Genomic DNA, 13297 nt, shown 5'->3' with positions numbered 1-13297 from the left:
TGATTCCTTCTTGCGCAAAACAAGATCATTTTTGTGACGCGCTTCGGCTCTTAATATTCATATAGGAAGAAAAACGCGTGACGGAACAGGTGACTTCGCTAAATCATGCTCCGATCATCGAGCTAGAGCCGATCATTCAACTTGATAATGTTCATCTGACTCTGGGACATGCGGCATCATCCGTGCATGTGCTTAAAGGCGTCTCGCTTTCCATTGCGCAGGGGCGCTCTGTGGGTATTGTCGGTCCATCAGGCTCGGGCAAGTCCACACTGTTGATGGTGCTGGCTGGTCTTGAACATATCGATCAGGGCACGGTGAAAATCGCAGGCGAAACCATCAGCCAAATGACCGAGGATCAGGCTGCCGCATTTCGTGGCGCGAATATCGGGATCGTCTTCCAGTCATTTCATCTCATTCCGAACATGACGGCACTGGAAAATGTTGCCGTGCCGCTTGAGCTTGCAGGCCGCAGAGATGCGTTTGAAGTTGCCGAACGCGAATTGCGTGCAGTCGGCCTTGGCGAGCGGCTCACGCATTATCCCTCAGAACTTTCCGGTGGCGAGCAGCAGCGTGTGGCAATTGCCCGTGCGCTTGCGCCAAGCCCGAAAATCCTGATTGCTGATGAGCCGACAGGCAATCTTGATACGGCGACAGGTCGACAAATCGCTGATCTTTTGTTTTCCAAACAGCGTGAAAACGGCCTGACCATGGTGCTTGTCACGCATGATCCATCGCTTGCAGCGCGTTGTGATCAGGAAATTCCGGTTCGTTCAGGCCGCATTGAAGAACCAGCCCGAAAAGAGCCAGCGCTTGAAACAGCGGCGGCTAGCGCATGAGCAGGCTCGCTTCTTTCTCTCTTGCTCTTCGCTTTGCGCTGCGCGAAATGCGCGGCGGGCTTTCCGGCTTCTATATTTTTCTGGCCTGTATCGCTTTGGGTGTCGCAGCCATTGGCGGCGTTAATTCGGTTGCCCGTTCGGTCAGCACTGGCATTGCCGCAGAAGGGCAGAGCATTCTAGGTGGCGATGTCAGCTTTGCGCTTAACCAGCGCGAAGCAAGCGTAGAAGAGCGCGCTTTCATAGACAGCCAAGGCAAGGTCGCTGAAAGTGCGACAATGCGCTCGATGGCGCGTCTGCCGGATGGCTCTGATCAGTCGCTGGTCGAAGTGAAGGCGGTCGATGCTGTCTATCCGCTTTATGGCGAATTGAAAGTCGCACCAGAGTTTTCGTTCGAGGACATGACGAAACAGCAGGACGGCGCTTACGGTGCTGCTGTCAGTCAGGATTTCCTCAACCGGATGGGTGTGAAGCTCGGTACGAAAGTTCTGCTCGGTTCCGAGACTTTTGAACTGCGCGCGCTGATCGAAAGCGAACCTGACCTCCTGTCGTCTGGCTTTAATTTTGCACCGCGATTTCTTGTCTCAATAGATGGTCTTCGCGCATCTGGCCTGATCCAACCCGGAAGCCTTGTCGATCATATTTATAAGGTCGCATTGCCTGATGGCGCGCCTGATACTGCAATCGCGCAATTGCGCGAACGCGCAACTGCCGACTTCTCCGACGCGGGTTGGAATATCCGTTCGCGCAACAATGCCGCGCCAGCACTAACCGCCAATATTGAACGTTTTTCGCAGTTTCTCACGCTGGTTGGCCTGACCGCGTTGATCGTCGGCGGTGTTGGTGTGGCCAATGCCGTGCGCGCTTATCTTGATGGCAAGCGCGGTGTGATTGCTACCTTCAAATCACTGGGCGCGCCTGCGCGGTTTGCCGTGCTGGTCTATCTGGTCCAGATCATGGTCATCGGTTTGATGGGCATTGCGATCGGACTGGTTCTTGCGGCTATCATCCCATTTGCAGCTGCTTTGGCGCTTGCCAATTATCTGCCAGTTGCGGGTGGTGGTGGTTTCTTCCCCGATGCACTCGCTTTGGCAGCCGTGTTCGGCCTCATCACAACCCTTGCATTTGCGATTATACCACTTGGTCGCGCGCGCAATATTCCGGCGACTGCACTGTTTCGCGAACAGGGCTTTGAGCAACGCGGATTACCACCGTTTTTATACCTGTCGCTTGCGGTTCTGCTGATTGCTGCACTGGCAGGGTTGGCACTTTACGTCGCTTATGACAGGCGGATTGCGGCGATATTCATCGTGGCCTCGATCGCAGCCTTTGGTATTCTGCGCCTTGTGGCGGATGGTATCCGCTGGCTGGCGCGCCGTGCGCCGCGTACACGCTCGACCGCCTTTCGTCTTGCAATTGGCAATATTTATCGCCCCGGCGCTCTGACACCATCCGTTGTGCTTTCGCTCGGCCTTGGTCTCACGCTGATGGTGGCGATAGCGCTGATCGACGGCAATCTTCGTCGTCAGGTGACGGAGAATATTCCGGCGCAGGCCCCGGACTTCTTCTTTGTTGATATCCAGAACAACGACATTGGCGACTTCACAAAGCTTGTCACCGGCATTGTGCCGGATGGCAAACTGACTTCCGGACCAATGCTGCGGGGACGCATCGTTGCTTTCAACGGCACCAATGTGCGTGACATGACCATTCCTCCGGAGGCTGCATGGGTGCTGCGCGGCGACCGCGGCATTACCTTTGCCGACAAGGTTCCTGAAAACTCGACCCTAACTGAAGGCGAATGGTGGCCGGAAAATTACACCGGCGAACCGCTTGTGTCTTTTGCTGAACGCGAAGGCAAAGAGCTGGGTCTGAAAGTTGGCGATATGGTTACGGTCAACGTGCTTGGCCGCAATATCAATGCCAAAATCGCAAGCTTCCGGCAGTTGCAATGGGAAACGCTGGCGATGAATTTCGTCATGGTGTTCTCGCCCAATACATTTGCCGGAGCACCTGCCACATGGCTTGCGACGCTGACCATTCCTGATGGCCAGAAAAATCTCGCACCCGATGTTTTGCGACAGGTTACAAAAACATGGCCAGCGGTTACCACTGTCAGCGTGACAGATGCGCTGGATGTGGCGAACGATCTGATCAGCCAGCTTGCAACAGCAATTCGTGCAGCAGCATCTATTGCGCTTGCGGCGTCTGTTCTGGTGCTCGGCGGCGCTCTGGCTGCGGGCAATCGCGCCCGTGTTCACGATGCAGTGGTGCTGAAAACACTGGGTGCCACGCGTGGCACGCTGATTAGCGCTTATATCATTGAATATATGCTGTTGGGTCTGGCAACCGCCGTGTTTGCGCTGGTCGCTGGCGGTGTCGCGGGCTGGTATGTGGTTGTGGAAGTGATGAAGCTCAAAGCACAGTTTCTACCGGATGTTGCACTGATGACGGTTGGTGTAGCTCTGGTGCTGACTGTCGGTTTTGGTCTTGCCGGAACATGGCGGGTGCTGGGTCAGAAGCCCGCAAATGTGCTTCGTACCTTATGAAGCATTTGTAATGTGAGAGCTTAAAATCGCTTAAGCCTTTGGATCGCATGGATAATGCGATCCGTATTTCAACCAGACTCATCACGATTTTTTTCAAGTAGTACTTGTGTGAGAGCGGCAAAATCCCCATAATAAAACGCAGGCATGCTGGGGTCTCGCCAGCGGCGCCTGGGAGCGGCTCGAAAAGAGCCTGACCTCGACACCGGACGGGACAACGCAAAGGGATTTAAGTCATGGCTGACTTTCGCAATATTCAGGCACAGCAGAGGCCGGTAGGTGGCGCTCGTGTTGGAGCCGACATCGATCAGGGCCTCCGCAGCTATATGCTCGGCGTCTACAATATGATGGCAATTGGTCTGGTTGTTACCGGCCTTGCTGCTTTGGCTGTTTCGTCACTGGCTGTCACAACCGATCCGTCGGCTGCGGTTGCACAGATGGCAAACGGCAAAATGCTCACTGCACTTGGTGCAGCACTCTACACATCGCCACTGCGCTGGGTTGTTATGCTCGCGCCGTTGGCTGCCGTATTCTTCCTGAGCTTCCGTATCGAGCGCCTTTCGGTTGGCACGGCTAGCGCCGTTTTCTGGGGCTATGCAGCGCTCGTTGGTCTCTCGCTGTCGTCGATCTTTCTGGTTTATACCGGACAGAGCATCGTTCGCACCTTCTTCGTAACCGCTGCCTCGTTCGGCGCCCTGTCGCTTTACGGCTACACCACTAAGCGTGATCTGTCGGCGATGGGCTCGTTCCTGATGATGGGTCTGTTCGGCCTGATCATCGCTTCGGTTGTTAACATTTTCCTCGGCTCCACCGCGCTGCAGTTTGCAATCTCGGTGATTGGCGTTCTGATCTTCGCAGGTTTGACCGCTTACGACACACAGTCGATCAAGGAAATGTACTTCGAAGGTGATTCTGCTGAATCGCAGGGCCGCAAGGTTGTTATGGGCGCGCTGCGTCTGTACCTCGACTTCATCAACATGTTCATGTTCCTGCTTCAGTTCATGGGCAACCGTGACTAATCAAGTTGGAATAGAGTTATTGCGAAAGGGCAGCGGAAACGCTGCCCTTTTTGCTTTTCAAAAGAGATGCCTGGAGTCATGCTCAGCGGGTAATTTCAAACTGAGTCCCGGCCCACATGCCCCATATTCGCGACTTTCATCCCACCGACATTGAAGCTATCACAACCATCTATACCGAAGCCGTGTTAAACGGCTCAGGTTCCTATGATCTCGAGCCGCCGACGCTTGAAGACATGGCACGGCGCTTCGATAACTTTGTCGAACAGGGCTTTCCAATTCTGGTTGCCGAAGAAAACGGGCTGGTTCTTGGCTATGCCTATATCAGCTATTTCCGCACCCGCCCGGCCTATCGCTGGCTTGCTGAGGATTCGATCTATATCGCACCCGATGCGAAGGGGAAGGGTGTCGGTAAGCTTCTGCTTGGCGAACTCATCAAACGCGCAACAGCGCTCGGCTTCCGGCAGTTGCTGGCAGTGGTTGGTGACGGCGAGCACAATATTGGCTCAGTAAAGCTGCATGAGAGCCTTGGCTACGTCCATTGTGGGCGTATTCAGGGATCGGGTTTCAAGCATGGGCGTTGGCTTGATACGGTGTTGATGCAGTTGCCGCTCAATGGTGGCTGTACGGTTGATCCAGGGCCAATGCCGCTGATTTAATAAAGCGCATCCCGAAAAGTGCGAAGCGGTTTTCGGATAAGATGCGCGTCAAAAAGAGCAGCATCCCGAAAAGTGCGAAGCGGTTTTCGGATAAGATGCGCGTCAAAAAGAGCAGCATCCCGAAAAGTGCGAAGCGGTTTTCGGATAAGATGCGCGTTTTAATTGTCTACGAGCTTAAGGCTTTTATCGAAAACGCGCAGCACGCGTTCAAGCTCATGCCCGCGTTTCATTATCAGTCCGCTTGCGGCAATAACCGAATACGCACCTTGCTTGTTCGCAAGCTTGGGGTTTTTCTCAACCCGAAACAACGGCACCTCGCTGGCGCGCCGAAAGATGGAAAATACTGCTCTGTCGGCAAGATGATCGATGGCGTAATCGCGCCACGCGCCTGTTGCGACCATGCGTCCATAAATATTGAGGATTTTTCCCAGCTCGTGCCTGTCAAAACTGACCGTTGGGGGTTGCGGACGTGATGTGCCAAGAGGGACTACTTTTGGCGTTGCCGATATAGGGGAAATGGGTTGCGATGATTGATCTTCATTCGCAGCGCTTGGAATATCCATTGTGTTCCTTTCATCGCAGAATTGGTCGTGAAGGGAATGAGCAAGCGGCAATATCTTGCTTCATAGTGCTATGGTGATGCTTTTATTAAATCTTTGCAAGGTTGTGTTTGAGGGCTAGCGCTCACTCTCTGATTGGTCTATACAAAACTACTCCCAATTAGTTGTATATTAGCTGATCACGAAAAGAGAATAGCTGTTCTCAATGGTGATCGCTGGCCACATTTTGGCCTTGTCAAATCCCCATTCCGGCCCGATTCTGTGGCATATATTAGCTCGTTGCCTGAGACGGTTCGGTCCGGGTATGTCCGACCCCAAGCCCCCCGCCCAAAGGACTGCCCGAACCGAACCAACCTCTGATGGTTAGCTGTTGAGACAGCGGCAAGATTTCCCGAAATGACAAAGTAATTTTATACGCTTGAAACGTCGCCTTTTGGGCTCAAAGAGCCAGCGGATTTTTCTGCTTAAAGATCGCTGCGCCGTGAATAGGGCCGAGAGCCTTTTCGCTGTTGCTTTCCTGCAAAACGACTGCGCAGCCGCTCACATCTTTGCGCGTGAGTTCTGACGCCGGCAGTTCAATCTTAAGCGCTTTGCCGTCCCACATGCCGATTGTGTTGATGTCTGTTACCGTATTGCGATAAGTCACGGATTGACCGGCGTTTTCGCCTTTTTCGATTGGTATCGTCACCGAATCGCGCAGATAAAACATCACAACATGCACGGGCTTTTCCGGCTTTTCACCGGCTGCAATCTCAATCGAAAGACGTCCGTCATCCAGTTTGGTGATTGAAACCGGCACATTGAGCTTGTTGTCTGTCAGATGCGTTTTCACGACCTGAGCGTCGTTGCCGTTCATCTCAGCAGCACCATTGACGATAGCCTGCGGTGTATAAACCATCTTCGCATTGAATGAATTGCGATAGGCATTCTGTCGGTCGGTATTATCCTGAGAGGCAAGCGTATCGCGCCATCCCATATAATCCCAGTAATTAACATGAAACGACAGCGCCAGAACGTTTGGATCATCCGCATAGGATGCTAAATTCTTATCAGCCTGCGGGCAGGATTTGCAGCCCTGGCTGGTATAAAGCTCAAGCACCGATGTGCGTGTGCTGTTGTCCTGTGCCTTTGCAGCGCCACTCATTGACAGGCAACCAGTGAACGCCATCCCCAAGGCAGCACAAACACAACGCAGACCGGGAGCGCACTCGTCGGAAAGCCATGTATATGTCCCATTAAAAGGGGAGTGGAAGGTCACTTTGGTTTCATCCTGCTATAATTGACGCTGACATCTATTATGTAGGAATTGCGACGATCAATAGGAAGTCACGTTGCAGTGAGATTTGTCGCAGTTTTTGTCATATGGGTGTTTCTTTTATCCCACGTTTGAGCTTGCTTGCGATAAGTGTGGCCCACGCGCACTTATATAAGTAAGGGACTGAGTGAATATGAGGTCGAGTTTAAGAGAAAAGGCCATCGCTATTTGCGATGAGAAAATCGCGAAAAAGGGCGAGACGGTCGGCATTTCCTTTTATGCATTCTTTGCCAATAAAAACTCAGACCCAGACCTGCTTATGGAAGCAGCAGAATGGTGGATCAAAACCCATAAGCTGGATCACTTTGAGAAGGCTTTGAAAATCAGGGAAATGATTCGTTCGGGGCTATAAAATGAAAAAAACCGCCGGATTCCTCCAGCGGCCTTTTTGTTTTATGAACGCGCTGATTAAGCAGCGAGATCGCGCAGAACGGTCTGCAAAATGCCGCCGTTCTTCATGTAGTCGAGTTCGTCCAGCGTATCGATACGGCAGATCAGTGGAACCTTCTTCACTGTCCCATCTGCAAAGGTGATCGAAGCTTCAACCTTCTGACGCGGGCGTACATCGGCAAGGCCTTCAATGGAGACGATTTCGTCGCCCTTCAGACCCAGTGTCTGCCAGCTTGTACCTTCCTCAAACACAAATGGCACAATGCCCATGCCAACGAGGTTGGAGCGGTGAATACGCTCGAACGACTGCGCAATCACGGCCTTGACGCCAAGCAGATTGGTGCCCTTTGCAGCCCAGTCACGCGACGAGCCGTTGCCATACTCCACACCCGCAAAGATGACCAGCGGAACGCCTTCGGCCTTATACTGCATGGCAGCATCATAGATCGAAGTTTCTTCCTTTGACGGATAGTGAATGGTGTAACCACCCTCGCGACCATTTTCGCCCAGCATGTGGTTGCGAATACGGATATTTGCGAAAGTGCCACGCATCATCACTTCATGATTGCCACGGCGCGTGCCGTACTGGTTGAAGTCGGCAATGCCGACGCCATGATCGATGAGATATTTACCAGCAGGCGACTGTGCCTTGATGGAACCGGCAGGCGAAATATGGTCGGTCGTGATCTTGTCGCCAAACAGGCCAAGAACGCGCGCGCCCTTCACGTCTGCAATCGTGCCAGCCGACTTGCCCATGCCCACGAAGTAAGGCGGGTTCTGCACATAGGTCGAATTGTCGTCCCATGCATAGGTCTGACCCGCTGGCACCTGCACAGCCTGCCAGTTTTCGTCGCCCTTGAACACGTCCGCATATTTTTCGGAGAAGACTTTGCGGGTTACGTTCTTTGCGATGAAATCCTGAATCTCAGCCGATGAAGGCCAGATGTCACGCAGGAATACCGGATTGCCATTCTGATCTTCGCCAAGCGGCTCTTTGGTCAGATCCATGGTGACCGTACCAGCAAGCGCATGAGCCACAACGAGCGGAGGCGAGGCCAGATAGTTTGCCTGAACGTCCGGCGAGACGCGGCCTTCAAAGTTACGGTTGCCGGAAAGTACGGCAGCAGCGATCAGGCCCTTCTCGTTGATGGTCTTGGAGATTGGTGCAGGCAATGGACCGGAGTTGCCGATACAGGTCGTGCAGCCGAAGCCAACGAGGTTGAAACCGAGCGCATCGAGGTCTTTCTGAAGGCCAGCCGATTCAAGATAAGCGGCAACAACCTGAGAGCCGGGAGCAAGTGAAGTCTTAACCCAAGGCTTGGTTTTAAGACCTTTGGCAACGGCATTGCGGGCCAGAAGACCAGCAGCAATCAGCACGCTTGGGTTAGAGGTGTTGGTGCAGGAGGTAATAGCGGCAATGGCCACATCGCCATGACCAAGATCATAGTCTTCACCTTCAACCGGATAACGTGTGGTCTGGCCGGTGGTCTTTTTATATTCAGTTTCAAGCGAGGTCGCGAAGCCTGAGCCAATATTTTCTAGCGCAATACGGCCTTCAGGACGCTTTGGACCAGCCATCGACGGAACAACTTCGCTCATGTCCAGCTCAAGAATATCGGTGAAGACAGGGTCTTCCGAACCGGCTTCACGCCACATGCCCTGTGCGCGGGAATAAGCCTCCACGAGCGCGAGACGATCTTCTGCGCGACCGGTCGTGTTCATGTAGTTGAGCGTTTCTTTGTCGATCGGGAAGAAGCCGCAAGTCGCGCCATATTCCGGGCCCATATTCGCAATAGTGGCGCGATCAGCCAGCGTCATGTTTTCGAGGCCTTCGCCGAAGAACTCAACAAACTTGCCGACTACGCCCTTCTTGCGCAGCATCTGTGTAACCGTAAGCACCAGATCGGTTGCGGTCACGCCTTCCTTAACCTTCCCGGTCAGGCGGAAGCCGATAACTTCCGGCAACAACATGGAAACAGGCTGACCCAACATCGAAGCTTCCGCTTCAATGCCACCAACACCCCAGCCAAGAACACCAAGGCCATTGACCATGGTTGTGTGGCTGTCTGTGCCGACGCATGTGTCAGGATAGGCGACGGTCACGCCGTCTTCTTCCTTGGTCCAAACGGCTTGCGCCAGATATTCAAGGTTTACCTGATGACAGATGCCTGTGCCCGGAGGAACAACGCGGAAGTTTTTGAATGCCTGCTGGCCCCACTTAAGAAAGCGGTAACGCTCGCCATTGCGCTCATATTCGAGATCAACATTGGCCTTGAACGCATTTGGATTGCCAAATTCATCCACGATGACCGAGTGGTCAATGACAAGATCGACAGGAACCAGCGGATTGATCTTTTCCGGATCGCCACCAAGTGCCTTGAGGCCGTCACGCATGGCTGCAAGATCGACAACGGCTGGAACGCCGGTGAAGTCCTGCATCAATACGCGGGCAGGGCGGTAAGCGATTTCTGCACCGGCAGAACCGCGGTCTGTAAGCCACGCAGCAACTGCTTCAATGTCCGACTTCTTAACCGAGCGGTCGTCTTCAAAGCGCAGCAGGTTCTCGAGCAGAACCTTCATGGAAAATGGAAGCTTGGAAATGCCTGTCAAACCGTTCTTTTCGGCTTCGGTCAGGCTGTAATAGATATAATCCTTACCGTTGACGGTAAGCGTTTTGCGGCTTTTGAAACTATCAATGTTTGACACGTTAGTTCGTCCTCATGCTACTGGCCGGAAAACCAGGACGAACGCCTAGGCTTGCGTTTCAAGGACGCGCCAAGGTGCGGGTGCAGTCATTTCCGCTGTCCGTCCCGAAACCTGTGCTCTTGCAAGCGCCAAGTGTTTGAGATCGGCCAAAATTTGTTTCCACACCGACCGCTGGCATGGTAACTCAGATATAGGGAGTTTCTTATAACGATTCCAGACAGATTATCGTGAACGTCATCCCTTGCGGCAAAATGTTACGTTATCCCGGTCGGCTTGATCAGCTTGACCCTAGGAGAGAATATGCGGCTTGGGGCCGAAAATCTGGCGGGCGAACGCGGTGGCGAGACGATCTTCGCAAGCCTCTCATTTGAATTATCATCTGGCGAAGCGCTGATTGTCACGGGCCCGAATGGTTCTGGGAAATCCACTTTGCTGCGCATCCTCTGCGGATTGCTTGCTCCCGAAGAAGGCAAAATTACGCTGGTTGAAGACGAGACTACCCTGCCTGTTCAAGCAGCATGTCATTATCTCGGTCACCAGAATGCAATGAAGCCTGCTTTGAGCGTGCGTGAAAATCTACTGTTCTGGCAAAAGTTTAATGGCGCAGCAGCGCTTGAACTTGATGAGGCGCTGGAAGCCGTCGATCTGCCGGGTGTTGAGCATTTGCCTTTCGGCTATCTTTCAACCGGGCAGAAGCGCCGCGTTTCCATCGCAAAACTGTTGATCAGTCATCGCCCGCTCTGGATTGTCGATGAGCCGACTGCGGGTCTCGACAAAGCATCGGAAGAGCGCTTTGCAGAACTGATGCGCGATCATATGCGCGACGGCGGTATGGTGATTGCCGCAACACATATTCCGCTCGGCCTCGAAGGTGTCAAAACGCTCGATATGGCGCAATATTCGCACGAGGCCGTGTGATGCTGGCGCTGTTTTTGCGAGATTTACGCCTGAGTTTTCGTGCCGGTGGTGGCGCGCTGATCGGCATCTTGTTTTTTCTGGCGGTCATTTCCGTGATGCCGTTCGGCGTCGGCCCTGATCTTAACCTGCTGTCGCGGATTGGTCCGGCCATGTTGTGGATCGGCGCTTTGCTGGCGACACTGCTTGGCCTCGACCGGCTGTTTCAGGCAGACCGCGATGATGGTTCGCTCGATCTGCTGCTGATCGGCGCAGACCGGCATATGCTGGCTTTCACAGTCTTTGTGAAATGTTTTGCGCACTGGGTCGCAAGCGTTTTGCCGCTGGTGATTGCATCACCTTTGTTGGGGCTGTTCATGAATATGGATGCGACGGCAACGGCTGCTACCACACTCACACTTCTGGTTGGAACGCCAGCGATTACCTTTATCGGCGCTGTGGGCGCTGCCCTTGCGGTTGCGCTTCCACGCGGCGGTTTGCTTGTTTCGGTGATTGTGCTGCCGCTCACCATTCCGGTGCTCATTTTCGGCGTCTCGGCATCTTATGGCGCGACCGATATGGTGGCACCATTCTTTGCTCCGTTTCTTATTCTCTGCGCCCTGACTTTGTTTTTCGCAATTTTGGGGCCATTGGCTGCTGCGGCATCGTTGAAAAGCTCGGCGGATTGAGCATGATCCCGAAAAGTGGGAACCGGTTTTCGGATCAGATCATGTTCGGCAGAGTGTCGCAGTTGATTACGGTCAATTGAACGCCATAACGCGTCAGGTATAAGTATAGCCCATGACGAATGACATTGTGAAAACCACAAGCTGGCTTGATCTGGCAAACCCCACGCGCTTTCTTGGCTTTGCGGGCCGGGTTTTGCCGTGGCTGGCAATCCTCTCTGCGTTATTTCTGGCCGCAGGGCTTTATATGGTTTTCCTGTCACCGGATGATTATCAGCAGGGGTTGACGGTCCGCATCATGTATATCCATGTGCCTTTCGCATGGCTTTCGATGATGTGTTATTCGATCATGGCAATCTCGGCGCTTGGCACATTGGTCTGGCGTCATCCGCTGGCCGATGTCTCCATTCGTGCAGCTGCACCTTTGGGTGCTGTTTTCACAGCATTGGCACTTGCAACCGGCTCGCTCTGGGGCAAGCCGATGTGGGGCACATGGTGGGTGTGGGACGCGCGCCTGACATCCGTTTTCGTGCTTTTCCTGATGTATCTTGGCATTATAGCGCTGTCGCGCGCCATGGATGACCCGGCAAAAAGCGCCAAGCCAGTGGCAGTGCTTACACTGGTTGGCTTCATCAACATCCCGATTATCAAATTCTCGGTCGACTGGTGGAACACGCTACATCAGCCCGCTTCGGTGTTCCGCATGGACGGCCCGACGATTGACGGCTCCATGCTGCGCCCGCTTTTTGTTATGGCGATTGGCTTCACGCTGTTGTTTCTCACATTACATATGATGGCGATGCGCAATGAAATCTGGCGTCGTCGCGTGGCAATGATGAAGAAGCTTGCCGCCCGTAACGCAGATCGCAGCCGTCTGAAAAGAGAGCGTGCTAACGCGCAAGAGGAGGCCGCACAATGAGTCACTTTGCTTATGTGATGACGTCTTACGGGATTGCAGCAGCAGCGCTTGCCGTCACCATTGGCTGGCTTTTAATTGATCAGCGCATTCAGAAAAATGAGCTGAAGCGGCTTGATGCGCAGGGCGTGCGCCGCCGTTCTGACAAAGCATCTGGTTCCGCACGATGACTGAAGCTACAAAGAAACGCGCAACCTGGGTTGCGCTGCTGCCGTTGATGATTTTCGTTGGCCTTGCCGCAATCTTTGCTGTGCAGCTCTTATCCGGCAAAGACAACACGACTATTCCGTCTGCCCTGATCGGCAAGGATGCTCCACAAACCAATCTCGCGCCGGTGGAAGGTCTTGTGCATGAAGGCGCACCTGTCCCGGGCCTCAACAGCGAAGATTTCAAAGGCAAGCTCACACTGGTTAATGTGTGGGGATCATGGTGCGTCCCATGCCGTCAGGAGCATCCGCTGCTGATGGAGATCGCCAAAGATGAGCGCATCCGGGTAGTTGGCCTTAATTATAAGGACCAGCCCGAAAACGCCCGCCGTTTCTTGGGCGATCTTGGCAATCCATTTGCCGCAGTCGGTGCCGACCGTGCCGGCCGCTCAGCCATAGAATGGGGCGTCTACGGCGTGCCTGAGACCTTCCTCGTCGATGCCGATGGAAAGATCGTCTACAAGCATGTTGGGCCGTTTACGCCAGAATCCGTCAAGAATGATCTGATGCCAGCGGTACAGAAGGCGCTTCAGCAATAAACTCTATAAAATGGAAAAAGCCCCGCATGTG

Annotated in this window: 13 protein-coding genes; 10 read left to right on the top strand and 3 right to left on the bottom strand. The window is 53.6% G+C overall.

From position 1 onward, the window contains the following. Positions 1–113: 113 nt before the first annotated feature. From ACOZHT_RS04550 to ACOZHT_RS04535, 4 genes are all read left to right on the top strand, one after another. Positions 114–836 (top strand): ABC transporter ATP-binding protein, encoded by a 723-nt coding sequence (locus ACOZHT_RS04550; RefSeq protein WP_339509518.1) that lies wholly within the window; start codon positions 114–116, stop codon positions 834–836. Then, a complete protein-coding gene (locus ACOZHT_RS04545) occupies positions 833–3382 on the top strand; it encodes an ABC transporter permease (RefSeq protein WP_339509272.1) in 2550 nt (849 codons plus the stop codon). Before ACOZHT_RS04550 ends, ACOZHT_RS04545 begins: the two co-directional genes overlap by 4 nt. Positions 3383–3615: 233 nt before the next feature. Next, positions 3616–4398, top strand: a complete 783-nt coding sequence (locus tag ACOZHT_RS04540; protein ID WP_339509273.1) for a Bax inhibitor-1/YccA family protein — start codon at positions 3616–3618, stop codon at positions 4396–4398. Between the two features lie 116 nt (positions 4399–4514). Further along, positions 4515–5054, top strand: a complete 540-nt coding sequence (locus ACOZHT_RS04535) for an N-acetyltransferase family protein (RefSeq protein ID WP_339509274.1) — start codon at positions 4515–4517, stop codon at positions 5052–5054. Between the two features lie 158 nt (positions 5055–5212). Here the strand turns inward: ACOZHT_RS04535 and ACOZHT_RS04530 are convergent, their stop codons facing one another. Then, positions 5213–5617, bottom strand: a complete 405-nt coding sequence (locus tag ACOZHT_RS04530; RefSeq protein WP_339509275.1) for a DUF2794 domain-containing protein — start codon at positions 5615–5617, stop codon at positions 5213–5215. Positions 5618–6053: 436 nt separating this feature from the next. Beyond that, entirely contained in the window at positions 6054–6788 is a 735-nt protein-coding gene (locus ACOZHT_RS04525) for a thioredoxin family protein (RefSeq protein WP_339509519.1), read from the bottom strand. 274 nt (positions 6789–7062) lie between these two features. Here ACOZHT_RS04525 and ACOZHT_RS04520 point away from each other — a divergent pair, with 274 nt between their 5' ends. Further along, on the top strand, positions 7063–7281 hold the full coding sequence (locus ACOZHT_RS04520; protein WP_339509276.1) for a DUF6500 family protein: 219 nt from the start codon (positions 7063–7065) through the stop codon (positions 7279–7281). A 56-nt stretch (positions 7282–7337) separates the two neighbouring features. On the opposite strand, the gene acnA is transcribed toward ACOZHT_RS04520, so the two are convergent. Continuing rightward, positions 7338–10025: an aconitate hydratase AcnA gene (gene acnA / locus ACOZHT_RS04515; protein WP_339509277.1), complete on the bottom strand. Its 2688-nt coding sequence runs from the start codon at positions 10023–10025 to the stop codon at positions 7338–7340. Between the two features lie 300 nt (positions 10026–10325). Here acnA and ccmA point away from each other — a divergent pair, with 300 nt between their 5' ends. From ccmA to ACOZHT_RS04490, 5 genes are all read left to right on the top strand, one after another. Next, positions 10326–10943 (top strand): heme ABC exporter ATP-binding protein CcmA, encoded by a 618-nt coding sequence (gene ccmA / locus ACOZHT_RS04510; RefSeq protein WP_339509278.1) that lies wholly within the window; start codon positions 10326–10328, stop codon positions 10941–10943. Then, positions 10943–11608: a heme exporter protein CcmB gene (ccmB, locus tag ACOZHT_RS04505; RefSeq protein ID WP_339509279.1), complete on the top strand. Its 666-nt coding sequence runs from the start codon at positions 10943–10945 to the stop codon at positions 11606–11608. The genes ccmA and ccmB overlap by 1 nt, the downstream gene beginning before the upstream one ends. 112 nt (positions 11609–11720) lie before the next feature. Then, positions 11721–12524, top strand: coding sequence for a heme ABC transporter permease (locus ACOZHT_RS04500; RefSeq protein WP_339509280.1), 804 nt, complete (start codon positions 11721–11723; stop codon positions 12522–12524). Then, the gene (ccmD, locus tag ACOZHT_RS04495) at positions 12521–12691 is read left to right on the top strand and encodes a heme exporter protein CcmD (protein WP_339509281.1); all 171 of its coding nucleotides are present in this window, start codon (positions 12521–12523) and stop codon (positions 12689–12691) included. Before ACOZHT_RS04500 ends, ccmD begins: the two co-directional genes overlap by 4 nt. Beyond that, positions 12688–13266, top strand: coding sequence for a DsbE family thiol:disulfide interchange protein (locus ACOZHT_RS04490; protein WP_339509282.1), 579 nt, complete (start codon positions 12688–12690; stop codon positions 13264–13266). The genes ccmD and ACOZHT_RS04490 overlap by 4 nt, the downstream gene beginning before the upstream one ends. Positions 13267–13297: the final 31 nt, after the last annotated feature.

This window comes from Ochrobactrum sp. EDr1-4 (assembly GCF_049199085.1).
In the GTDB taxonomy this organism is placed as follows: domain Bacteria; phylum Pseudomonadota; class Alphaproteobacteria; order Rhizobiales; family Rhizobiaceae; genus Brucella.
This window is presented reverse-complemented; position numbering and strand designations above follow the sequence as displayed.